The sequence below is a fragment of the Actinoplanes sp. NPDC026619 genome (assembly GCF_040638295.1).
Lineage (GTDB): Bacteria > Actinomycetota > Actinomycetes > Mycobacteriales > Micromonosporaceae > Actinoplanes.
In genome coordinates this window covers 35512-55779 of sequence record NZ_JBEZYA010000024.1, presented here as the reverse complement: position 1 = coordinate 55779, position 20268 = coordinate 35512, and the positions used below count along the sequence as shown (strand labels likewise).

Sequence of the window (20268 nt, the reverse complement as noted above, 5' to 3'; positions counted from 1 at the left end):
ACGGTCCGACGGCTTCCGGTCAGACGAGGCCGAGGGCCAGGGCGAGGGTGCCGATGGTGGCCATGAGCAGGGTCGTGCCGGCGTGCATGCCGATCGAGATCCGGAGGTCGCGCTTGCGCCAGACCAGCCAGATCGCCGGGAGCATGAAGATCACCTTCGAGACGGCGGTCCACGGTGCCCAGAAGTGGTAGATCGCGAACAGGACGGCGCTGAGCACGGGCGCCTTGGCGCCGAGGTGGGCGATGCGGGGCAGCAGGAAGCCGCGGAAGTAGAGCTCCTCGATCAGCGGGAGGGCGAAGCCGGTCAGCGGGAGGCTGATCAGCATGGTGATGACCAGCAGTGAGTGGGGGTAGCCGTCGAGGTAGGTGGTGGCGCTGCCGCCGGCGCCTTCGAAGGGGATCCAGGTGAAGAATCTGTCGAAGATGACGTTGTCGAGCGGGGTGAGCGCGAGCGAAACGACGGTCATCCAGACGATGAGGCCGGCGATCAGGGCGACGATCTTCCCGCGTGGGATCGGTTTCTCCCGGTAGGCGACCACGCCGCGCAGTGAGAGTCGGCCGTTGCGTTCGCGGCCGAGCCAGAGCAGGCCGATCAGGACCGGCACGAGCACCATGACCAGGGCGATCGCCCAGGCCAGGAAGATCGGGTAACCGATGGCGGTGACGAGGGGTTCGGCGAGCAGCAGGTAGGCGGCGACGATCAGGATGCCGGGCACGAGGTGCAGAGCGATCGACAGCCTGAGGGAGTGGCGGTCAAGCAGAAGCTCGGTGAAGCGGCCCAGGCGGGAGGTCTTGACGGTGGCGGCGGGGATCAGCGTGTCGGTCATGCCGCAAAGACTCGGCGTCCGGTCAGTCACGGCCCTGCCACGCCCCTGACACGACGGGAAGACCGCTGACAGCCACGGGTGGCCTGACGAAACCTAGCCGGGTTTCGTGGCCTTGATGACGTAGTAGGCGGGCAGCGCGCCCGCGTCGTCACCCAGCCCGGCGTAGAGAGCGGGCGCCGCCCCCTCGACGAACGCGTCCAGCCGCAGGCCGGCGTTGATCAGCGCCATCACGACATCGCTGATCGGCCACACGAATACCGACAGCGCCTCGCCGCGCGCGCCGGTCGGCCGCTTGGTGTCGTCCTGGTCGGCGTTGGGCCGGTCGCGCCCGAAGTAATCGCCGGCCACCGCCAGCCGGCCTTCCTCGCGAACGGCCAGCACCTCCCAGGCCGGATGGTGGTCGCACAGAAGGACCGACCCGCCCGGTTGTAGCCGCGCGGCGACGATGCCGGCGAAGACCGCGAGATCCGGCACCCAGCAGATCGCACCCCAGCTGAGGTAGATCAGGTCGAGGTCGACCAGGTCGGCGGGCAGGTCGAACATGTCGGCGCGGCGGAAGTCGGCCGCGATGCCCGCCTCGGCGGCGCGCCCCCGGGCGGTCTCGACGGCGACATCGGAGATGTCCGCCCCGATGGCGGTCGCGCCGAGGGTGGCCCACGAGAGCACCTCGTCGCCGTAGGAGCAGGCCAGCTGCAGGACGCGGCGTCCGGTCACGTCGCCGGCCAGTTCCCGCTCGAAATCCTCGAGGCACACCTCGCCCCGCCGGTGACGCTCGATGGAGATGCCGGACCGGCGCTGGGCGATCAGGTTCCAGCCGGCGCGGTTGGCCTCGGTGACGGTCTCGATCGCCGCATCCACGACGATCAACATATACCGGTCCGGGCCGGCGGACGCTGCTTCCCGTTCAGGCGCGTTTGAGGGCGACTGCCACCTGGTGCGCGGTGGCGAAGATCGCGCCCGCCCAGCCGCCGGCGTCGCGGAACGCCAGGCTGGTCGCATCGTGCTCGGTCCGGTCGCCGATGATCGTGAAACTGCCGAGTGCCAGCTGACGCCGGTAGAACGCCAGCACGGTCTGCGAGTCGGGTGCGGTCAGAACGAACGACGCCCCGGATTCCTGGTCGGAGAGGCGAGTCACGTTGCTGCCGGGCGGCAACGCGAAGGCGGCCGGCACGTTCGTCATGCCGGTCTGAGTCATGCCGGTCTGAGTCAAGCCGGTCTGAGTCAAGCCGGTCTGAGTCAAGCCGGTCTGAGTCGAGCCGGTCTGAGTCGAGCCCACGGCGCGAGCGGCGGTCCGGCCGACGACCGAGCGGCCGGGGGTGACCGCGGCGGCCTCAGTGCGCCGTGCCTCGGCGGTGACGGTCCCGCCGGCGCCGGCGCCCACGACGGCCACCAGGGCGGCCACGACGGTGGCGAATCGCTTGGCGATCATCGCTCGCCTTCCTGTTGTGGTTCGGTCCCGTGGGACCGATCCTCGATCACCCGGTTCATGCTCGAATTCTCTCAGGGAACCTTGCCGCTCAGGCCGACACCGTCGAGTCGCGGATCACCAGCTTGGCGGGATGGCGGTGGAGGCCCGGGGCCGGGCTGCCGTCGATGGCCTTGAGCAGCAGTTCGGCGGCCGCCCGGCCGAGGCCTTCCAGGTCCATGTCGATGCTGGTCAGCGGGGGCCGGCTGGCCAGGGCGATGACGTCCCAGTTGTCGAAGCCGACCAGGGCCACGTCGCGCGGGACATGCCGGCCGGCCTCGCGCAGGGCGTCGGCCACGCCGCGGGCGATCTGGTCGCTGCCGCAGACCACGGCGTCGAAGTCCACGCTCTGGGCCAGCAGCAGACCGGCCGCCTGGCGGCCCCACGCCTCGCTCCACTCGCCGTGCAGCGGGGGAGCGGCGAGGGCGTCGCCGAGGTGGGTGGTGGCGGCCTGGGCGCGGACCCGGGCGGAATGGTGATGCTCGGGACCGGTCACCACGGCCACCCGGCGGCGGCCGACGGTGCGCAGGTGGTCGACGGCCAGCCGGGCGCCGCCCTCCTCGTCGGGGACGACCGAGCAGTCGGCGGGGGCGGCCGAGGCCAGGAACGCGTAGACCACCGGGACGCCGCCGGCGGTGCTGAGCGGGGCGCGGGTGCCGGCCCGGCGGCCGGTGACGATGATGCCGTCGACCCGGCGGCCGAGCAGCACGCGCAGGTGGTGCTGCTCGCGTATCGGGTCGTCGCGGGCGTCGCACAGCAACACTGACATCTCGCCGGCGCCGAGGGTGTCTTCCGCCCCGATGAGCAGCGGGATCGAGAAGCGGCCGATCGTGTCCGTGGTGATCATGCCGACCGTGAAGGTGCGGCCGGCGTGCAGGCTGCGGGCGGCCGGGTTGGGGTGGAAGTCGAGCTGCGAGGCGGCCTGCTTGACCCGGGCCACGGTGTCGGCGCGCAGCGAGCCGCGCCCGTTGAGCGCCTTCGACGCGGTGCCGACCGAGACACCGGCGAGCGCGGCCACGTCACGGATGGTGGCGGTGCGCGGCCGGGTCATGCCAGCAAACTACCGTGCCGTCGCGAGAAGAGGCGGGCGGGCCGGGATCGCGCAGGCGGCCCCGGCCCGATCACCTCAGGTCAGCTGGAGGGAACATCCAGGGGGATCCAGACCCGCATCGGCCCGGCTTCCCGGTTCGCCCACAGGAAGTAGGGGATGGCGGGCACGGCCGCGACCGGGCCGCCGGCTTCGCTGGGGGAGAGCGGCCGATAGGGCAAATTCGATGCGGGTGTACGGGCGTGAAGAGTGGGCAGGAGCGTCACCGGCGCGATGCCGGTGCCGAGCCCGATCGGCGCACCGGCGTCGAGCGCCAGGTCCTCGAACTCGATGCCGTCCAGCGACCGGGGCAGGTCGGCGTGCTCGAGGCAGTAGACGACCGGACCGCGGGTGAGGGCGACGCTGCCGCGTACCGCATCGACCCGCGGGTGGGCGGCCACCACCTGCGGCGGCATGGCGAGGGTGAGCTCGACGACGTCCCCGGCCTTCCACACCCGATGAATCGGCAGATATCCGGACTGTGCGCCGGTCCGGATCAACGACCCGTTGACGGTCAGACGGGCGTCACGGCACCACGCGGGCACCCGCAGCGACAATGTCGACGGCTCGTCGGCCGACGAAACGACGGTCAGCGTCACGGTGGCGTCCCACGGATACGACGTCCGGACGTCCAGGGTCAGGCCGCCGCCGGTGACCGTGCCCGCGGCGTACAGATGCAGCTGAAGCCCGGCGGAAGTCGACGTCGCCGCGTACGCATGCAGCGAGGCCATCAGCCGGGCCAGGTTGGGCGGGCAGCAGGCGCAGGAGTACCAGGTGAGCCGCTGCGAGGGGGTGTCCTCGTGCGAGCCGTCGTGCCCGGTGCGCAGCTGCAGCGGGTTGGAGTAGAAGAACGACTTCCCGTCGAGGGCGGTGCTGGCGGCGATGCCGTTGTAGAGCAGCCGTTCCATCTCGTCGGCGTAGCCGGACCGGCCGGTGGCCAGCAGCAGCCGCCAGGCGAGCTGGAAACTGCCGATCGCCGCGCACGTCTCGGCGTAGGCCCGGTCCGGCGGCAGCTCGTACGGGTCGCCGAAGCCTTCGTCCTTGTGCCGTGACCCCTGCCCGCCGGTCAGATAGGTCTTGGTGGCCAGCGCCGAGTCCCAGAGCCGTTCGACCGCTTCCAGGAGAGGGGCGTCGTGGGTCTCCACCGCCACGTCGACCGCGCCGGCCAGCAGGTACACCTGCCGCACCGCGTGCCCGGCCATCTCGGTTGCGGAACGGAGCGGCTCGTGGTCCTGCCAGTAGCGCGGCCCGAACCGGCCCTCGCCGAGCATCCCGTGGCCACGCAGGTCGAGGAACCGCTTGGCCAGCGCCAGGTACGGCTGGTGGCCGGTGACCCGGTACAGCTCGACGAGGGCGGTCTCCACCTCGGGATGGCCGTCGATCAGCTCTTCGCCGCCGGCGCCGAAACGGCGTACGAGCAAATCGGCGAACCGGCGTGCCACCGTGAGCAACTGGGGAGCCGCGGCGCCTCGCGCCGCGGCGACGGCCGCCTGGATCAGATGCCCGGCGATGTACATCTCGTGGCTGAAGCCCAGGTCGGACCACTGCTGGTCGTGCCGGTCGACCTGGTAGTACGAATCCAGGTAACCGTCGGCCTCCTGCGCCTTCTCCAGCAGCGCGGCGGTGTCGGTGAGGAAATCCGGGAAGGTGCCGGACCAGGCGGCCGCCTCGAGGGCCTTGTAGACGTCGGTGTCGGCGAACCACATGCCCTTGAACTCGGCGTCCGCGTCACCGGTGACCCGGCGCAGGTTGTCGAGGTTGCCGTAGGCGGTCAACTGCTCGATGACGTGCGGCAGCGTGGCGTCCACGTTGCGTTGCTGCCAGCCGCCGAGCAGACCGTCCGGGTCGAGCCGGACCGCGTCCAGCGGGAGCGGGTGCAGGGCGGCAAGTGCCGACGGCGTCGGCGCGGCGGGGCCGGTCATGGGCGTTTCCTCAATCTTTCACGGCGCCGGCGGTGACGCCGGCGGCCACGTAGCGCTGAGCCAGGATGAGCAGCAGCGTGGCGGGGATGGAGGCGACGACGGCGGTGGCCATGATCGCGTTCCATTGCTGGTTGTTGTTGCCGATGTAGTGGTAGATGCCGAGCGTGATCGGCTGTTGCGTGCCGCCGCCGTCGAGCGTGCTGGCGAAGATGAAGTCGGACCATGCCCAGAGGAACGCGAACAACGAAACCGTCACGACGGCGTTGCGGCTGACCGGCAGAACCACCGACCAGAAAGTCCGAAATGTCCCCGCGCCGTCGATTTCAGCCGCGTTGATCAGCTCGGTGGGAATCCCCGACATGAATGCGGTGAAGATCAACACACCGAACGGCACCGCGATGGTGGAGTCCGCCAGCACCAGACCCGCAGCGCTGTTGAGCACGCCGAGCTTGAGGTAGATGGCGTAGAACCCCATCGCCATGATGATCCCGGGAATCATCTGCGCCATGAGCAGCACGAACGACAGCGCTCCGCCGCCGCGGGGCCGCAGCTTGGCCAGCGAGTAACCGGCCGGCGCGGCCAGTGCGACGGTCAGGATCACCGTGCCCAGGCCGACGAGCAGACTCGTACCCAGATAGGGCATTTGCTGGTGAAGGACGGCCCGGTAACCCTCGAGCGTGCCGTGGAAAGGGAACAGCAACGGCGGGTCATGGCGCATGTCGGTGTCGCGAGTGAACGACACGTTGACCATCCAGTAGACCGGGAACAGCATGATCGCGGTCAGCACGATGCCGATGCCAGTTTTGACGTGCCGGGTCATGACGCCTGCCTGCGCTGCATGCGGATGTAGAGGAGCCCGAAGATCAGCGCGATGATGATCAGAAGGTTGCCGACCGCCGCGCCCGGCCCGAACTGCGGCACGAGGGTGCCGAAGCCGAGCTTGTACGACCAGGTGGCGAGGGTGGTCGACGAGTCCGTCGGGCCGCCCTTCGTCATGATCCAGATGATGTCGAAGACCTTGAGCGTGTAGACCAGCCCGAGCAACAGGGTGATCGCCGAGACCGGCCGCAGCAGCGGGAACGTGATCCGCCAGAACCGCTGCCAGCCGCTGGCCCCGTCGAGCGACGCCGCCTCGTAGATCTCCGACGGGATCGCCTGCAGCCCGCTGTAGAGGACGACCAGGTTGAACGGGATGCCGATCCAGATGTTCGCGATGATCACCGACGTGAGCGCCCAGCTCGGCGAGGTGAGCCAGTTGACCGGGTCGATCCCGACGGCGTGCAGGGCGAAGTTGACCACGCCGGAATCGCTGTTGAGCATCCACGACCAGGTGGAGGCGCTCACGATCAGCGGCAACAGCCAGGGCACCAGGAAGAGTGCTCGAAGTGTCGCCGACAACTTGAAGTTCTGGGCGAAGAAGACAGCTAGAACCATCCCGATGGAGAACTGGAACAGCAGCGACACCCCGGTGAACACGAAGGTGTGCAGGAGCGCCGGCCAGAACGTCGCGTTCTCCACCACGGTCCGGTAGTTGTCCAGACCGCTGAACGGCGCGTCACCCTGCACGAAGGACCGCACCGTGTAGTGCCGCAGCGACAGATCCAGATTGCGGTACAGCGGATAGGCGTAGAACGCGACCAGGTAGATCACGACCGGGGCGAGGAACGCCCAGGCGGCCCACTGGCGGCTCTTCTTGTCCGACCGCGCCGAGGCAGCCGGAGCCGCCTCGGCGCGGGTCATGAGATCCATCGTCATTTGGTAGCCGAGGCCGCCGCCGTCTGCGCGGCCTTCAGCGCATCCTCGGGCGACTTACCACCCGAAAGGGCGGCCTGGAACGCGCCCCAGAGCGGCTCGGAGATCTTCGGGTACTTCGTGCCGAGGTTGTCCGACGTGCGGCCCTTCGCGGCCTTGACCGCCTCGACCCACACCTTCAGGTCCGGGTTCGCCGCGACCTGCTTGGCCTGCACGGCGTCGGTGGCCGCCACGTAGGACAGCGTGGTGTCGGTGGTGAGCGCGTTGTCGGCGCTGGACAGGCAGCCGATCAGCTTCGCGGTGGTGGCATAGCGCTTGGTGTCGGTCTGCACCGGCGCGGTCACGAACTCGCCACCCGTCGGCGCCGGGGCGGTGCCGCCCGCCTGCGACGGGATCGGGATGATCCCGTACTCGAAGCCGGTCTTCTTGGCATTGGCCAGTTGCCAGGTGCCGTTCTCGCTGAACGCGAAGTTGCCGGCGGCGAACTCCTGCCAGCTGGTGGTCTGGGTGTTGTTGAGCACCGAGTTGGGCGCGTAGCCCTTCTTCAGCCAGTCGGTCCAGAGGTTGAGGGAGGCCACGCCCTGCGCCGAGTCGAGCTGGGTGAGCTGCGCGCCGGAGCCCCAGAACCACGGCAGGAACTGGAACGAGCCCTCCTCGGTGCCGATCGCCGAGAACGTGATGCCCTTCTTGCCGGCCGCCTTGACCTTCTCGAGCGCGGCGGTCAGCGAGGCCCAGTCCTTGATCGTGGCCGGGTCGACCTTCGCCGCGTCCAGAACCTTCTTGTTGTAGTAGAGCGCCAGGGTGTTCGCGCCGATCGGAATGCCGTACGTCTTGCTGTCGAGCTGCCCGGCGGCGAGCAGGTTGGGCTCGACCGCGGAAGTGTCCACCTTGGTGTCGTCGGTGGTGGTCAGCACGCCGGCGTCGGCGAGCGTGGAGACGACCGGGTTGTCGACGATCAGCACGTCGGGGGAATTGCCCTGCTGGGCGGCGAGCAGCGCCTTGTTGGTGAGGTCGGTGGTGTCGTAACCGGTGCGCTTGACCGTGACACCGGCGTCGGTGCCGCACTTGGTCAGCAGCTTGACCCAGTCGGACGAGTCGTCGAACTGCGGGTACGGATCCCAGATGTTGTAGGTGCCGCCACCGCTGGAGGTCGTGGTGTCGTCCTTGGCGCTGGAGTTCGAGCAGGCGGTTACGAGGCAGGCCGCAACAGAGAGAGCCGCGATGGCGCGCAGCCCCCGGCGGGAGAGGGTCATTTCAGGTACCCCTTGGCTGTGAAGAGGACGAGCATTGGAGGCAACGGAAGGAAAACGATTGCCCTGACGCTAAGGAGGGCCTTGCGGGCATGTCAAGAGGAAGTTACGGTTCGATTGCCGGAGCCGGGAAACGCGGGAGGAAACACTGGGAACCATCGATCGGGCCGCCACCATCAGCGAGGTCGCGGCCCTTGCCGGAGTTTCCCCGGGCACCGCGTCCAAGGCGCTCAACGGGCGAGGCGCGCTGCGTCCCGAGACCCGCCAGCGCGTGCAGCAGGCCGCCGAACAGCTCGGTTTCGTGGCGAACGCCGCGGCCCGCAGCCTGCAGGCCGGCCGCACCTACACGGTCGGCATGATCACCACCGACAGCATCGGCCGCTTCAGCATCCCGCTGCTGATCGGCGCGGAGGACGCGCTCGGCGCCGGCCAGGTGAGCGTCTTCCTGTGCGACGCCCGCGACGACCCGATCCGCGAGCAGTACTACCTGCGCACCCTGCTCGGCCGCCAGGTCGACGGCATCATCGTCACCGGCCGCCGCACCCAGGCCCGCCCCCCGATCGGCCCGGCCGCCCTGCCGGTCCCGGTCGTCTACGCCTTCATCAGTTCCACCGACCCGGACGACTGCTCGGTGGTCCCCGACGAGGCCGACGGCGCCCGCCGCGCGGTCGAACACCTGCTGGCCATCGGCCGCCGCCGGATAGCCCACGTGACCGGCCCCGAACACCACCACTCCGCCACGGTCCGCGCCGACGCCGCCCGGCACGCCATCGAAAATGCCGGCCTCGAACCCGCGGCCCCCGTCCTGTTCGGCGAGTGGAGCGAAGCCTGGGGCCGCCAGGCCGCCGGCATCCTGCTCTCCACCGGCGCCGACGTGGACGCGGTCTTCTGCGGCAGCGACCAGATCGCCCGAGGCCTGCTCGAGGCCCTCCAGGAAGCCGGAAAACGCATCCCCGGCGACGTGGCCCTGGTCGGCTTCGACAACTGGGACGTCATGGTCGACGGCTGCCGCCCCGCCCTGACCAGCATCGACATGGACCTCGAGGGCATCGGCCGCACCGCCGCCGAACTCCTGCTGGCCGCGATAAACGGCACACCCGCCCACGGCCGCCTGGCCTTGCCCGGCCGCCTGATCCCCAGAGGATCAACAGCGGTAAACCCTTTTTGATACGGCGTGGACCGGTCCCGCCACCCCAGTTGAAGCCGCCTGCAACACCGGGCCGTCCGCCCGCTGCGGCCCGGCTTCTGCGTGCCCGGCCGCTCGGCTGTCCGGCGGCTGACAGGATTCGGCGGCCGGATCGGACAAGGTCGGGGGATGGAACTCCGCACCCGCTTCACCGAGGCCTTCGGCCTGACCACCCCGATCGCCCAGGCCGGCATGGCCTTCGTCGGCATGACCCCCGACCTGGCCGTGGCCGTCGGCAACGCCGGCGCGCTCGGCTCACTGGGCGTCGGCCTGATGCCACCACCGGCGATCACCGAGGTGATCACCGCAATCCGGGCCGGCACGCCCGCCCCGTTCCACGTCAACTTCATCACCGTCTTCACCGACCAGGCCCAGATAGACGCCGTCTGCGAGGCCGCGGTCCCGGCCGTCTCGTTCCACTGGGGCCACCCGTCGCAGGCCTGGATCGACCAGCTGCACAGCGTCGGCATCAAGGTCTTCGAGCAGGTAGGCGCGGTCGACGCGGCCAAGCGAGCAGCCGGCGACGGCATCGACGTGATCGTCGCCCAGGGCTCGGAGGCCGGCGGCCACAACTACGCGACCCTGCCCACCTTCGCCCTGATCCCACTGGTCGTCGACGCGGTCTCCCCGGCCCTGGTGCTGGCGTCCGGCGGCATAGCCGACGGCCGAGGCCTGGCCGCCGCCCTCATGCTGGGCGCCGACGGCGCCTGGATAGGCACCCGCCTGGTGGCCACGGACGAGTCCCTGGCCCACGACGACTACAAGGCCCGCCTGGTAACGGCGCCAGCAACCGACACCGTCCGCACGTCCCTGTTCGGCCCGGAGACCCCCGAGTTCAACCCGATGCGAGTGCTCCGCACCCGGGTGATCGACGAGAAACCACGCTTCACCGCCGAGCGCCCGATCATCGGCCACACCGTGCTGGGCGGCCGGCCGATGGACGTCCCACGCTTCTCCAACCTGGTCCCGATGCGCGACGTGACCACCGGCGACCTGGAGGAGATGCCGCTACTGGCCGGCCAGGGCGTGGGCCTGGTCGACGCGGTGAAGAGCGCCGGCTCGGTGATCGCCGACATCACCGCCCAGGCCCGCGAGGCTCTGGACCGCTACCGCTGATGGGATATCGCGGCAACGGTGGGTGTGGAGTGCCGTCTGATATCGACAGTGACCGAACAGCTGAGAGGCTTGCCGGGTGACGCCACTTGTTCGCATCGTGCATCTGACCGGGCCGGCCTTTCACGCGCTGGCGCGCGGCGACCTGGCGGCTGCTGAGGCGCTCAGTCCCGTACCCCTGTCGGATTTTCTTGCCGGGCCGGAGTGCCGCGGGGTCTGGGCGTTTCGCGCCCGGCAGGCCGACGAGGACCCGGAGTGCGCCGGCTGGGTGACCGGGGTGATCTGGGACGAACAGCAGAGCCTGGCGGTCGGGCGGGCCGGTTTTCATGCGGCGCCGGACGCGGCCGGGCTGGTCGAGATCGGGTACGCGGTGGAGGCCGCCCACCGGCGGCAGGGTTACGCGCGGGCCGCGCTCGAGGCTCTGCTGCGGCGGGCCGCCGACGATCCGCTGGTCAAGACCGTGCGGGTGTCGATCGCGCCGGACAACGTCGCGTCCTACTCGCTGGCCGCGCACTACGGCTTCGTGAAGGTCGGCGAGCAGTGGGATGAGGAGGACGGGCGGGAGATCGTCTACGAGGTGCCGGCCGATCAGTTCAGCCGGTCGAGGAAGGCCAGCGACCGCTGAACGGCCAGCTCCGTCGCCGCCTTGTCGTAGGAGGGCTTCGAGCTGTCGGTGAACAGGTGCTGGTCGCCCGGGTAGACGAACAGCGCCGCGCCCGGCACCGTCGACGCGAGTTCCTGGGCGGCCTCGAGGTCGCCCTCCAGGCCGAAGAACGGGTCCTGCTCCATGCCGTGCACCTGCACCGGGACCCCGGCCGGCCACGGGCCGATCGCCCACTCGCCGCTGATCGGCAGGCACGCCTCGTAGAGCAGCGCGCCGCGGGCGCCGGGGCGGGTCTGGGCGAGTCGTTGGGCGGCCATCACGCCGTACGAAATCCCGGCGAAGACCGACCCCGTGCCGGCCGCCTCGTTCGCCCGGGCCTCGAGTTGCTCGTCGCCGATCTGGCGCGTCAGCGCCAAGCCTTCCTCGATCGTCGCCGGCAGCGCGCCGCCGAACAAATCGGGCGTCTCGACGGTGTGCCCGCCGGCGCGCAGGCGCGACGCGAACTCCAGCACTCCGGGCGTGAGCCCTTGCACATGATGGAACAGCACGACCGTGGCCATCTCTAGACTCCTAAGATCAAGACGATGGAAGAAGTTTAATGGCTCACGCGCTCGACGGGTTCGCCCTCATCGGCGCGATCGTGCTGGTCGGCTGGCTGGTGGGCCGGTTCCTGGGGCTGAGCGCCGAGGCCGAGGAGGCGCTGGGAAAGCTGGTCTACGCGGTGCTGGCGCCGTGCCTGCTCTTCACCGTGGTGGCCCGCGCCGACCTGCACGTCCTGTTCAGCGAGCCGCTCCTGGTGTCGGGCGTGGCCGCGGTGCTGACGTTCCTCGCGTACGCCCTGATCTTCCACCGCCGCGACCGCGGCACCCGGATCGTGGGCGCGCTCGGCGCCGGTTACGTCAACGCGAACTACATCGGCATCCCGATCGCCACCTACGTCCTGAACGACGCCGCCCTGGTCGTTCCGATCGTGATGCTGCAGCTTCTGGTCATCACCCCGATCGTGCTGGCGATGCTGGCCGGCGGCGGCAACATCCGCGCAACCCTGGCATCGTCCCTGCGCAACCCACTGATCGTCGCCGTCGCGCTCGGCACGGTGGTGGCCGCGACCGGCGTAGAGCTGCCCACCCTGATCGTCGACCCGCTGACCGTGATCGGTCAGGCCACCGTCCCGCTGGTGCTGATCGCCTTCGGCATGTCGCTGCACGGCCGCCGCATCCTCGCCCCCGGCCCGGACCGCCTGCCCACGATCATCGCCGTAGCCTTCAAAACCGCCGGCATGCCGGCGACAGCCTTCCTCTTGGCGCTTCTCCTGCGCCTACCCCGCACTGAGGTGTACGCCGTGACAGTGCTGGCGGCATTGCCAACCGCACAGAACGTCTTCCTGTACGCCCAGCGCTTCCAGACCGGCCTGATCGTGGCCCGAGACGCCATCTTCCTGTCCACGATCGTGTGCGCCCCGGCCCTGCTGCTGATCGCGTTGCTGTTCACGCTCTGACCCCCCCCGTTCGCGAGCGTCGACCGGGCACCCGGGAATGCGTTCCGCATGGTTGACTGCGTGCAATCGATGACGCCTGCCGCTACTTCTTCGACCAGGAACCGCCCCGCCCGGGTGGACGAAGGAGGACTGTGATGGCTGACAACCCACCGGGTGGGGATGCCCCGAAGCCACCACCACCGCGGCCACCGGAGCAATCGCTCAAGCCCAGCCCCGAATTCCAGCAGAAGCTGGACACTTTCCGCGCCCAGAAGGAAGCCAAGCAGGACACCGGCCAGATCGCCGACCACCGCGAGGCCAAGGCGGAGAACCAGGCCGCCCGTGAAGTCGGCAACCAAACCGTGCCGCGCCAGACGGCCGGCGAGCAGAACCGGCCGCGGCAGACGGCGTCCGACCAGACCACCCGGCCGGCCGCCACCCCGACCGGTGAGCAAGCCGCCGGTCGTCCGCCCGCGACGACAGTGCGCCCGCCGGAAACGGTCGTGCCGCGGCCCGGCGATCAGCCGGCCGGCAAGCCGCAGGCGGTCGATCAGCGCCCGGCCACCGCGCCGCCGATCGAGCCGGCCGGACCGCAGCCTGTGGCGAACGAGCAGAATCGCGGCGCGGCAACGGAAACCGGACCCGCCGCGGAGACAGCGAAGCCTCGCCCGCATGCGGACCAGCTGCAGACCTCGGGCGACCAGGTCGCCCGCGCGGGCGATCAGAGTCCAGGCGACAAGGGCGATCCGGTGAGCCGGGACACCCATCTGCTCCACGAGGACCGGCTGCACGGCTACGTTTCCCTCGCCTGGGCCGCCATCATCGGACTCCTGGCCGCGGAGACCCGGCAGTCGCGCCGGGCCGCTCACGACGCCTACGCCAAGCTCGAACCGGCCGACCAGGGGCTGTTCCTGACGTACGTCGAAGCGAGCTCGATCGAGGATGCCCACCCAAAACTGCAGTCATGATCAGGCGGTAAGGACGATGCCGGTGAACGGCTCGCCGGCCAGCAGACGGCGGTTGAGATCGTGCACGGCGGCCGGGCCGCCGTTGGTCGCGAGCCAGCGGTCGACCACGCAGGCGCCGTTGCGGTAGAAGTCCTGGCCCGCGTCGGGCGCCGGAACCGTCACGGCGCGCGTCGCCGCCAGCGCCTGGGCATAGTTGATCGGGCAGCGCTCGCCGGCCGGCTTCGCGGTGAGGTAGCGCGGATCGTCGGCGATCACCACCGCGAGTCCTTCGTTGAACCAGCGGGGCACCCGGTCGTAGCGGGACCCGAGCCGTCGGTACTGCTCGGCGTGCACCAGTTCGTGTGCGGCGATCACCAGGTCGGCGCCGCCGGGGGACAGCGCCACCGTGATATCGCGCCAGGTCCGGCCCTTTTCGCCGCCGCCGATGTGCCCGTAGCACCCGGCGCTCAGGCAGATCAGAATCCGTGGATCGCTGCGGATCTCGCCGTAGAAATCGCGAACCCGCTGCCGCGCCGCCGCGATCATGTCGACCATCTGGCTCCGCTGGGCCGGTGTCGCGCTGCTCTCGACGTAGACGCCCGGGGCGGCCTCGTGGAGCCCGAAGCAGGCCGGGCAGGCGGCCGCGGCCGCGATGGGGTAGGCCACGACGACCCCGGCAACCGCGATGAGCAGCGCGGCGGCGAGCCCGGCGGCGGTACGCCACAGCCATCGACGGCGTCGCGGTTTTCGGGGATTGTGGGAAGGTTCGGTCACGCCATCAGATTGCCGCCCCAGGAGCCGCGCCGCGTCTGCCTGCAGGCAGAGAGACTATCGGCGGACCGCGGTGACCAGGCCGCTCTCGTAGGCCGCCACCACCAGTTGGGTCCGGTCGCGGGCGTTCAGCTTGGCGAGCAGCCGGGAGACGTGCGTCTTCACCGTTCCCACGCCGAGATGAAGGTGGGCGGCGATCTCCAGGTTGTTGAGTCCACGGGCGACCAGCTCCAGCACCTCGCGCTCCCGGTCGGTGATCCCGGTGGGATCGGTCCGGGCAGTCCGGGCGGGGGCGGGAAGCCGGGAGAACTCCGCGATCACCCGGCGGGTGACGCTCGGGGCAAGCAGCGCCTCCCCGGCCGCCACCACCCGAATCGCCGCCAGCAGCTCGGCCGGTGGGGTGTCCTTGAGCAGGAAACCGCTGGCGCCGGCGCGCAGGGCCGCATAGACGGTGGCGTCCAGATCGAACATGGTCAGCACGAGGACGCGCACCCCGGCGGTCTCCGGCGCGGCGCAGATCTGGCGGGTCGCCTCGACACCGTCCATCCCCGGCATCCGGATGTCCATCAGCACCACGTCGGGCCGTTGGCTGCGGGCCAGCGCCACCGCCTCGTCACCGGTCGCCGCCTCCCCGACAACGGTGAGACCGGGACCGGTGCTGACCAGCAGACGGAAGCTGCCGCGCAGCAGCGCCTGATCGTCCGCGATCAGCACCCGCACCGGCGCCGTCACGACGCGACCAGGCTCGACGAGGCGGGCAGCGGCTGAAACGGCAGATCGGCGTACACCGCGAACCCGCCCAGCGGGGACGGCCCGGCATGGAACCGCCCGCCATGCACCGCGACCCGCTCCCGCATCCCGGCCAGGCCGTGCCCGGCTGTCGCGGCGCCCAGCAGGGGCCGGCCCGGCAAGGCCCGGCCCGGCAAGGCCCGGCCTGGCCCGTCGTCGGTGACGTGCACCGCCAGCACCGCGCCGTCGACAAAGACCCGGACCCGGCAGGCCGCCGGCGCCGCGTGCTTGACCACGTTGGTCAGCGCCTCCTGCACGATGCGGTACGCCGACAGCTCCACCCCGGGCGGCAGCGGCACCGTCGCGTCCACCCGCAGGTCGACCTGGACGCCGGCCGGCGCGGCCCGGTCGGCCAGCGCGGCGATATCGGCGAGTCCGGGCAGCGGGACGAGATCGGCGGCGTCGGCGGCCGGACGCAGGACGTCGAGGAGCTGGCGCAGCTCGCCGAGCGCGGCGCGGCTGGTCGTCTCGATGACGCCCAACGCCTCGTACGCCGCGCCGGGGTGTTCCCGCATCACGTGATGGGCGACGCCGGCCTTCACCGCGATCACCCCCATGCTGTGCGCCACGATGTCGTGCATCTCCCGGGCGATCCGCAGCCGCTCGTCGGTCAGTGCCCGCTGGACCGCCGCGGCCTCGGCGCGCTCGGTGTAGGCCCGCCGTTCCCGCGCGACCCGCCCCAGCCACCAGGCCCCGCCGAGCAGGACGACGTTGCCGACGACGACCGAGAACCCGGCCATCGCCGCGGTCGGCGCGCCGACCACCGAGGCGACGAAGACGCCGACCCCGGCGAGCCCGCCGACCACGGCGGTGGGCAGCAGACGGCGCGGCGGCTGGGTCACCGCGACCAGGTAGAGGGCGTACGCGGCGCCGACCAGGTACATCGTGCTGCCGGCGAACGTGGCGGTGAGCAACGACAGCGTCAGCACCAGCGCGAACACCGGAACCGGCCACAGCCGGCGTACCGCCACCGGCAGGATCGTGGCGGCCAGGAGAAAGCGATGGTCGGCGCCGGCGAACAACAGATAACCGGCCGCCACGACCGCGTCCACCAGGATGAGCTGGGCGAGGGTGAACGGTCGCCGCACCGGGTCGTCAGCCACCCGGTGACGGTACAGTCCCGCCCCCGCCGCCAACCACCGATGACCGCGGTCACCGGGCTTTCCGCTCTTCGTGTGTGTCACCCGCGGGCCGATGCAGCTCTTCCTGTCGGAGCACCGTGGCGATGCCCGGCCGGACACACTTCTGTCCCTGCACCTCGATGACGTCGATGCGGTAGCGGCCGAGTTCGGCGCGGCCGTCGAAGACGCCCCGTGGGGCCGGGAGGTCCATCTGCGGGACCCGGACGGCAATCGTCTCCGGGTCGGCATCGCTCGGAGTTGAAAAGAAATTTGGCGGGCGTTGTCGGACCGGGCGGGTGGTGTTCGTTGCAAGGGTGAGGCCGTCGACAAGGGCGGCGCCGAGACAGGAGATGATCCGAAGATGCAGTACCTGGTTTCCGTCATCGACGACAAGGACAACCCCGGCAGCACGGACCGGCAGCCCGCCATCAGCGCGTTCAACGAACGGCTGATCGCCGAGGGCTACTGGGTCTTCGCGGGCGGACTCGCCGACACCGGCACGGCCACGGTCATCGACAACCGGGGCGAGCAGGCGGTGCTCAGCGACGGCCCGTTCGTGGAGTCGAAGGAGTACCTGGCCGGCGTCTGGGTCTGGGAGGCGCCCGATCTGGATGTGGCGCTCAAGCTCGCCACCGAGGCGTCGAAGGTCTGCGACCGGAAGATCGAGGTGCGCCCGTTCCAGTGAGCGTGTGCCTACGTCCGGCGCAGGACGGAGACGACTTTGCCGAGCACGACGGCCCGGTCACCGTCGATGTCCTCGTACGCCTTGTTGCGCGGCTCGAGCACGACGTGCCCGGCACGTCGGCGGTAGACCTTGACCGTCGCCTCGTCGTCGATCATCGCGGCCACGATCTCGCCGTTGAACGCCTCGTGCTGCTGCTTGACCACGACGATGTCGCCGTCGCAGATCGCCGCGTCGATCATCGAGTCGCCGCGGACCCGCAGCCCGAACAGGTTGCCCCGGCCGACCAGATCCCGAGGCAGCGCGAGCACCTCGTCGGAGTTCTGCTCGGCGAGTATGGGTGTGCCGGCCGCGATGTCGCCCAGCAGCGGCACCCCCACGGTGGCCGGGTCGGCGCGCGCCGGCTCGGCCGGTTGCAGGAACATGCGCACGTCGACCGGCCGGGTCGACCGGCCGCGCCGCAGGAAGCCGATTTCCTCGAGCGCCCGCAGATGCCGCGAGACGGTGGAGGTGGAGGCGAGCCCGATCGCGTCGGCGATCTCCCGGGTGGACGGCGAATAGCCGTACCGCAAGGCCCATTTCTGAATCACGGTGAGGATCTGCCGTTGCCGCTCGGTCAAAACCGACGTGTCGAGGTCCTCATCCGCTAGCACTCCAAGATCCTGCCGGGCAGCACCGCGTTCGCCCGGCAGGCGCGCCGACCCGATCGCGTGACATTCCCGGGGTTCAGCTCAGCGTGGCCGCCTGCATGTCGATGTTTCCGCAGGTCGGGTGGTAGACCTTGGTGGCCGTCCACGTTATCCGGAGAGTGTCCGCGGCCGGGGCACGGAAGCGGATCGTAAAGCGCGCGGTCCTGATCGCCTCCGGGTTCTCCAGGACGGCGTCGGCGGTCTGCCCGGCGAGGCCGAGCGTGAGCCGGCCCTGCGCCATCCAGACGCCGGCGTAGAAATGCAGCGTGCGCAAGCCGGGCCCGGCCGGGACGCGCAGGGTGAACGTGCTGCCCACCCCGCACGAGTAGACCCCGGTCGGCGTGCGGCCGGCCGCGGCCGTCGGGGCGCCACCGGTCCAGCTGAACAGCTCCGGGTTGTTGTCGTAACGCCCCCGTTTCCCGGTGCCGTCCACGTCTTGGATCTCACCGGTGCCGCCGGCCTTGCGGTCGAGACCGTCCGCGCTGGTCAGGCCCCAGTGCAGCCAGTCGCGAGTGCCTTCGGCAGCCAGGTCGACCGCCGCCGGAACACTAGCCACGCTGACCGAGAGCACCGCCGCTTTCGGCGACGAGCTGGTCCGCACCGGGGCCGCCGAGGTGCTGGTGGCCAGCGAGGTGGCGGCGGGCGCGGGCGTTGACGGGGCCGGGAGCACGGAAACCGCCGGGCTCGGCACGAACGGATCCCACGGCGCCGCCTTCTGCACCGGCGGCGCGGGCGCGTCCTTCGGCCGCCCGGCAAGGGCCAGCCCGAGTACGGCGAGGAGCGCGACCCCCGCGGTGACCAGCACCCAGCGGCCACGGAGAACCCAGCGTTGCCCGTTCACGGACGGATCCTCCGTTGTCAGGTGCCGACATCACCCTTCGGGGCGGTAAGAATACGCGATGGATATTGTCGTGCGGCGATTCGGGCTGGGCCGGCTGAGCGCGGAGCCGGTGCGGGTCAGCGGCGGCCTGTCGAACGAGTTGTGGCGGGTCCCGACCACCGGCGGCGTCTTCGCGATCAAACGCATGACCGTCAACGCGGATCGCCCGGATTTCAACACCAACATCGAGATTGCGTACGCCGTGGAGAAGCGCGCCTGGGAAGCGGGTGTCGCGATGCCGGCGCCGATCACCGCCTGCTCACTGCCCTGTCGTAGCGACCTCCGAGTGGTACCGCCCCCAGACGGCCGCACGCTCCTCGTCGGTGGACGCCGTGTGCAGCTCGGTGACCAGCTGATCAACCTCAGGCGTCATGACCGCGAGCACCCGAGCGCCACCGTCGTCGACCGTCGCGAACGTGTGCACCGTCCCGGCCGGCACAACCACATGGTCGCCCGGCCCGAGGATCCGCCGCTCCCCACCGACCAGCACCTCGAGCCGCCCGTCCAGCACACAGAACCCTTCATCGGACCGATGGTGCACATGCGGCGGCGCCTGATCGCCGGGATAGTGCGCGAGCTCCCACCGCTTGATGACGAAATCACTCACCGACCGATAATCAGGCATGACCTCCGACACCCGCGACGGTCCTCTCATCTTTCTGGATGTCGACGGGCCACTGATCCCGTTCCGGGCCCGGGGCGGCGGCCGGCAGCCCGAGGAGGGCAACCCGTTGCTGGACCGGCTGGATCCGGCGGACGGCCGGCGGCTTCTCGCACTGGGCGGCCGGCTGATCTGGGCAACCACGTGGATGGCCGACGCCAACGAGGTCATCGCACCGCGGCTCGGGCTTCCGCAGCTGCCCGTGGTCGACTGGCCGGGCGGCAACGAATGGCGAGCCGGCGACCGACCTCGGGGAGTGGAGCTGCGGCCCGGCGCGTGACGTGCGGGTCAGACCGGGCGGAAGATCAGGTAATCGCGGATCATGGCGAGGCGGTCGTCGGTCATGCCGGGGCAGTAGACGATCAGCTCCTCGGGGGAGGTGAGGCCCTCGTGGACGGTCCGGGCCTCGACGATCTCCTCGGCCAGCGGTGGCGGGATCTGCAACACGTAGGTCAACCAGCTCGCCGGGACGTGGTTGATGTCGACGAGGCCGCCGTCGTCGTACTGCCGCTGTTTGATGTCGGGCCGGCCGATGCGCAGCTCCCAGGCCATCGCGGGGTTGCTCTGCAGCAGTTGGCGCGCCTCGGCGCGGCGGTCGACCCGCCATTGCGCGGCGGCGATGGCCGGGTCGGGGCTGTGTGTGGGCAGTGGCGGCGGGGCCGAGGGGAGCCGGCTGACCCGCAACGCGAGGTAGAGCGTGTGGAGGGTGCCGGCCAGCCAGGCCACGATCAGGTAGACGGCCAGGACGACGCTGCCGGCCGTGCCCGAGGCGGGCTCGGTCTCGCCGGTGGTCGACGACGGCGTCAGCACGATGCCGAGCAGGCAGAACGCGTTGGCGAGCAGATAGACGCCGGCAGCGAGCATGTGCGCGCGTGACTTCAGCTTCCAGCCGCCCAGGAAGACCATCAGGAACGACGCCGACCCGAGCGTGAACGCCGGGATCAGGAACCACCACCAGGTGGAGGTCCGGGCCGGCGGAGGCTGGGCGGGGCGAGCGTTCGGTTGCACGAATCGATGGTAGAAACCGGCGGAGATTTTTAGGTTCC

Annotated in this window: 24 protein-coding genes and 1 pseudogene; 8 read left to right on the top strand and 17 right to left on the bottom strand. The window is 70.4% G+C overall.

Annotated elements, in window-relative coordinates; all coding sequences use genetic code 11:
- Positions 1-19: 19 nt before the first annotated feature.
- From AB0E90_RS38905 to AB0E90_RS38870, 8 genes are all read right to left on the bottom strand, one after another.
- The gene (locus tag AB0E90_RS38905) at positions 20-826 is read right to left on the bottom strand and encodes a CPBP family intramembrane glutamic endopeptidase (protein WP_360417068.1); all 807 of its coding nucleotides are present in this window, start codon (positions 824-826) and stop codon (positions 20-22) included.
- 93 nt (positions 827-919) lie between these two features.
- Positions 920-1684, bottom strand: a complete 765-nt coding sequence (locus tag AB0E90_RS38900) for a class I SAM-dependent methyltransferase (RefSeq protein ID WP_360417066.1) — start codon at positions 1682-1684, stop codon at positions 920-922.
- 46 nt (positions 1685-1730) lie between these two features.
- Entirely contained in the window at positions 1731-2255 is a 525-nt protein-coding gene (locus tag AB0E90_RS38895) for a hypothetical protein (protein WP_360417064.1), read from the bottom strand.
- An 88-nt stretch (positions 2256-2343) separates the two neighbouring features.
- Positions 2344-3342 carry a LacI family DNA-binding transcriptional regulator gene (locus tag AB0E90_RS38890; RefSeq protein ID WP_360417062.1) on the bottom strand — a complete coding sequence of 333 codons (999 nt, stop codon included), beginning with the start codon at positions 3340-3342 and terminating at the stop codon, positions 2344-2346.
- An 80-nt stretch (positions 3343-3422) separates the two neighbouring features.
- The gene (locus tag AB0E90_RS38885) at positions 3423-5300 is read right to left on the bottom strand and encodes a beta-L-arabinofuranosidase domain-containing protein (RefSeq protein WP_360417060.1); all 1878 of its coding nucleotides are present in this window, start codon (positions 5298-5300) and stop codon (positions 3423-3425) included.
- Between the two features lie 10 nt (positions 5301-5310).
- Positions 5311-6120, bottom strand: coding sequence for a carbohydrate ABC transporter permease (locus AB0E90_RS38880; RefSeq protein WP_360417058.1), 810 nt, complete (start codon positions 6118-6120; stop codon positions 5311-5313).
- Positions 6117-7055 (bottom strand): sugar ABC transporter permease, encoded by a 939-nt coding sequence (locus tag AB0E90_RS38875; protein ID WP_360417056.1) that lies wholly within the window; start codon positions 7053-7055, stop codon positions 6117-6119. The genes AB0E90_RS38880 and AB0E90_RS38875 overlap by 4 nt, the downstream gene beginning before the upstream one ends.
- Positions 7052-8305, bottom strand: a complete 1254-nt coding sequence (locus tag AB0E90_RS38870) for an extracellular solute-binding protein (protein ID WP_360417054.1) — start codon at positions 8303-8305, stop codon at positions 7052-7054. The genes AB0E90_RS38875 and AB0E90_RS38870 overlap by 4 nt, the downstream gene beginning before the upstream one ends.
- Positions 8306-8450: 145 nt before the next feature.
- On the opposite strand from AB0E90_RS38870, the gene AB0E90_RS38865 reads away from it, so the two are divergent.
- The 3 genes from AB0E90_RS38865 (at position 8451) to AB0E90_RS38855 (ending at position 11226) form a co-directional block, all read left to right on the top strand.
- Positions 8451-9470, top strand: a complete 1020-nt coding sequence (locus AB0E90_RS38865) for a LacI family DNA-binding transcriptional regulator (RefSeq protein WP_360417285.1) — start codon at positions 8451-8453, stop codon at positions 9468-9470.
- Positions 9471-9617: 147 nt separating this feature from the next.
- Complete coding sequence (locus AB0E90_RS38860) at positions 9618-10604, top strand: nitronate monooxygenase (protein ID WP_360417051.1); 987 nt, start codon at positions 9618-9620, stop codon at positions 10602-10604.
- 76 nt (positions 10605-10680) lie between these two features.
- Positions 10681-11226 carry a GNAT family N-acetyltransferase gene (locus AB0E90_RS38855; RefSeq protein WP_360417049.1) on the top strand — a complete coding sequence of 182 codons (546 nt, stop codon included), beginning with the start codon at positions 10681-10683 and terminating at the stop codon, positions 11224-11226.
- Here AB0E90_RS38855 and AB0E90_RS38850 read toward each other — a convergent pair.
- Positions 11190-11765: a dienelactone hydrolase family protein gene (locus tag AB0E90_RS38850; RefSeq protein ID WP_360417047.1), complete on the bottom strand. Its 576-nt coding sequence runs from the start codon at positions 11763-11765 to the stop codon at positions 11190-11192. The genes AB0E90_RS38855 and AB0E90_RS38850 overlap by 37 nt on opposite strands.
- Before the next feature lie 38 nt (positions 11766-11803).
- Between AB0E90_RS38850 and AB0E90_RS38845 the strand changes: the two genes are divergently transcribed.
- Together AB0E90_RS38845 and AB0E90_RS38840 are read left to right on the top strand one after the other, a co-directional pair.
- A complete protein-coding gene (locus AB0E90_RS38845) occupies positions 11804-12703 on the top strand; it encodes an AEC family transporter (RefSeq protein WP_360417045.1) in 900 nt (299 codons plus the stop codon).
- 134 nt (positions 12704-12837) lie between these two features.
- Positions 12838-13650, top strand: a complete 813-nt coding sequence (locus AB0E90_RS38840; protein WP_360417043.1) for a hypothetical protein — start codon at positions 12838-12840, stop codon at positions 13648-13650.
- On the opposite strand, the gene AB0E90_RS38835 is transcribed toward AB0E90_RS38840, so the two are convergent.
- From AB0E90_RS38835 to AB0E90_RS38825, 3 genes are read right to left on the bottom strand one after another with little or no spacing between them, the layout of a single operon-like run.
- Complete coding sequence (locus AB0E90_RS38835) at positions 13651-14403, bottom strand: hypothetical protein (protein ID WP_360417041.1); 753 nt, start codon at positions 14401-14403, stop codon at positions 13651-13653.
- Between the two features lie 54 nt (positions 14404-14457).
- A complete protein-coding gene (locus AB0E90_RS38830) occupies positions 14458-15132 on the bottom strand; it encodes a response regulator transcription factor (protein ID WP_360417039.1) in 675 nt (224 codons plus the stop codon).
- Positions 15129-16292, bottom strand: a complete 1164-nt coding sequence (locus AB0E90_RS38825; RefSeq protein ID WP_360417037.1) for a histidine kinase — start codon at positions 16290-16292, stop codon at positions 15129-15131. The genes AB0E90_RS38830 and AB0E90_RS38825 overlap by 4 nt, the downstream gene beginning before the upstream one ends.
- A 70-nt stretch (positions 16293-16362) precedes the next feature.
- Here AB0E90_RS38825 and AB0E90_RS38820 point away from each other — a divergent pair, with 70 nt between their 5' ends.
- Both AB0E90_RS38820 and AB0E90_RS38815 read left to right on the top strand, forming a co-directional pair.
- Entirely contained in the window at positions 16363-16572 is a 210-nt protein-coding gene (locus tag AB0E90_RS38820; RefSeq protein ID WP_360417035.1) for a glyoxalase superfamily protein, read from the top strand.
- Positions 16573-16671: 99 nt separating this feature from the next.
- A complete protein-coding gene (locus AB0E90_RS38815; protein ID WP_360417033.1) occupies positions 16672-16995 on the top strand; it encodes a YciI family protein in 324 nt (107 codons plus the stop codon).
- An 8-nt stretch (positions 16996-17003) separates the two neighbouring features.
- On the opposite strand, the gene lexA is transcribed toward AB0E90_RS38815, so the two are convergent.
- The 4 genes from lexA to AB0E90_RS38795 form a co-directional block, all read right to left on the bottom strand.
- Positions 17004-17645 (bottom strand): transcriptional repressor LexA, encoded by a 642-nt coding sequence (gene lexA / locus AB0E90_RS38810; protein WP_360417031.1) that lies wholly within the window; start codon positions 17643-17645, stop codon positions 17004-17006.
- A gap of 73 nt (positions 17646-17718) precedes the next feature.
- Positions 17719-18522 (bottom strand): hypothetical protein, encoded by an 804-nt coding sequence (locus AB0E90_RS38805; protein ID WP_360417029.1) that lies wholly within the window; start codon positions 18520-18522, stop codon positions 17719-17721.
- Between the two features lie 30 nt (positions 18523-18552).
- The gene (locus AB0E90_RS38800; RefSeq protein ID WP_360417027.1) at positions 18553-18813 is read right to left on the bottom strand and encodes a hypothetical protein; all 261 of its coding nucleotides are present in this window, start codon (positions 18811-18813) and stop codon (positions 18553-18555) included.
- A 7-nt stretch (positions 18814-18820) separates the two neighbouring features.
- On the bottom strand, positions 18821-19168 hold the full coding sequence (locus AB0E90_RS38795) for a cupin domain-containing protein (protein ID WP_360417025.1): 348 nt from the start codon (positions 19166-19168) through the stop codon (positions 18821-18823).
- 16 nt (positions 19169-19184) lie between these two features.
- On the opposite strand from AB0E90_RS38795, the pseudogene AB0E90_RS38790 reads away from it, so the two are divergent.
- A pseudogene (locus AB0E90_RS38790) lies at positions 19185-19439 on the top strand (hypothetical protein); the annotation flags it as partial.
- A 71-nt stretch (positions 19440-19510) separates the two neighbouring features.
- Here the strand turns inward: AB0E90_RS38790 and AB0E90_RS38785 are convergent.
- Positions 19511-20230: a helix-hairpin-helix domain-containing protein gene (locus tag AB0E90_RS38785; RefSeq protein WP_360417023.1), complete on the bottom strand. Its 720-nt coding sequence runs from the start codon at positions 20228-20230 to the stop codon at positions 19511-19513.
- Positions 20231-20268 lie beyond the last annotated feature (38 nt).

What these genes read in the sequence shown, in the direction of transcription:
- AB0E90_RS38905 (WP_360417068.1), bottom strand. Translation starts at nt 826, where the DNA reads ATGACCGACACGCTGATCCCCGCCGCCACCGTCAAGACCTCCCGCCTG.
- AB0E90_RS38895 (WP_360417064.1), bottom strand. Translation starts at nt 2,255, where the DNA reads ATGATCGCCAAGCGATTCGCCACCGTCGTGGCCGCCCTGGTGGCCGTC.
- AB0E90_RS38890 (WP_360417062.1), bottom strand. Translation starts at nt 3,342, where the DNA reads ATGACCCGGCCGCGCACCGCCACCATCCGTGACGTGGCCGCGCTCGCC.
- AB0E90_RS38885 (WP_360417060.1), bottom strand. Translation starts at nt 5,300, where the DNA reads ATGACCGGCCCCGCCGCGCCGACGCCGTCGGCACTTGCCGCCCTGCAC.
- AB0E90_RS38880 (WP_360417058.1), bottom strand. Translation starts at nt 6,120, where the DNA reads ATGACCCGGCACGTCAAAACTGGCATCGGCATCGTGCTGACCGCGATC.
- AB0E90_RS38875 (WP_360417056.1), bottom strand. Translation starts at nt 7,055, where the DNA reads ATGACGATGGATCTCATGACCCGCGCCGAGGCGGCTCCGGCTGCCTCG.
- AB0E90_RS38870 (WP_360417054.1), bottom strand. Translation starts at nt 8,305, where the DNA reads ATGACCCTCTCCCGCCGGGGGCTGCGCGCCATCGCGGCTCTCTCTGTT.
- AB0E90_RS38860 (WP_360417051.1), top strand. Translation starts at nt 9,618, where the DNA reads ATGGAACTCCGCACCCGCTTCACCGAGGCCTTCGGCCTGACCACCCCG.
- AB0E90_RS38850 (WP_360417047.1), bottom strand. Translation starts at nt 11,765, where the DNA reads ATGGCCACGGTCGTGCTGTTCCATCATGTGCAAGGGCTCACGCCCGGA.
- AB0E90_RS38845 (WP_360417045.1), top strand. Translation starts at nt 11,804, where the DNA reads ATGGCTCACGCGCTCGACGGGTTCGCCCTCATCGGCGCGATCGTGCTG.
- AB0E90_RS38840 (WP_360417043.1), top strand. Translation starts at nt 12,838, where the DNA reads ATGGCTGACAACCCACCGGGTGGGGATGCCCCGAAGCCACCACCACCG.
- AB0E90_RS38815 (WP_360417033.1), top strand. Translation starts at nt 16,672, where the DNA reads ATGCAGTACCTGGTTTCCGTCATCGACGACAAGGACAACCCCGGCAGC.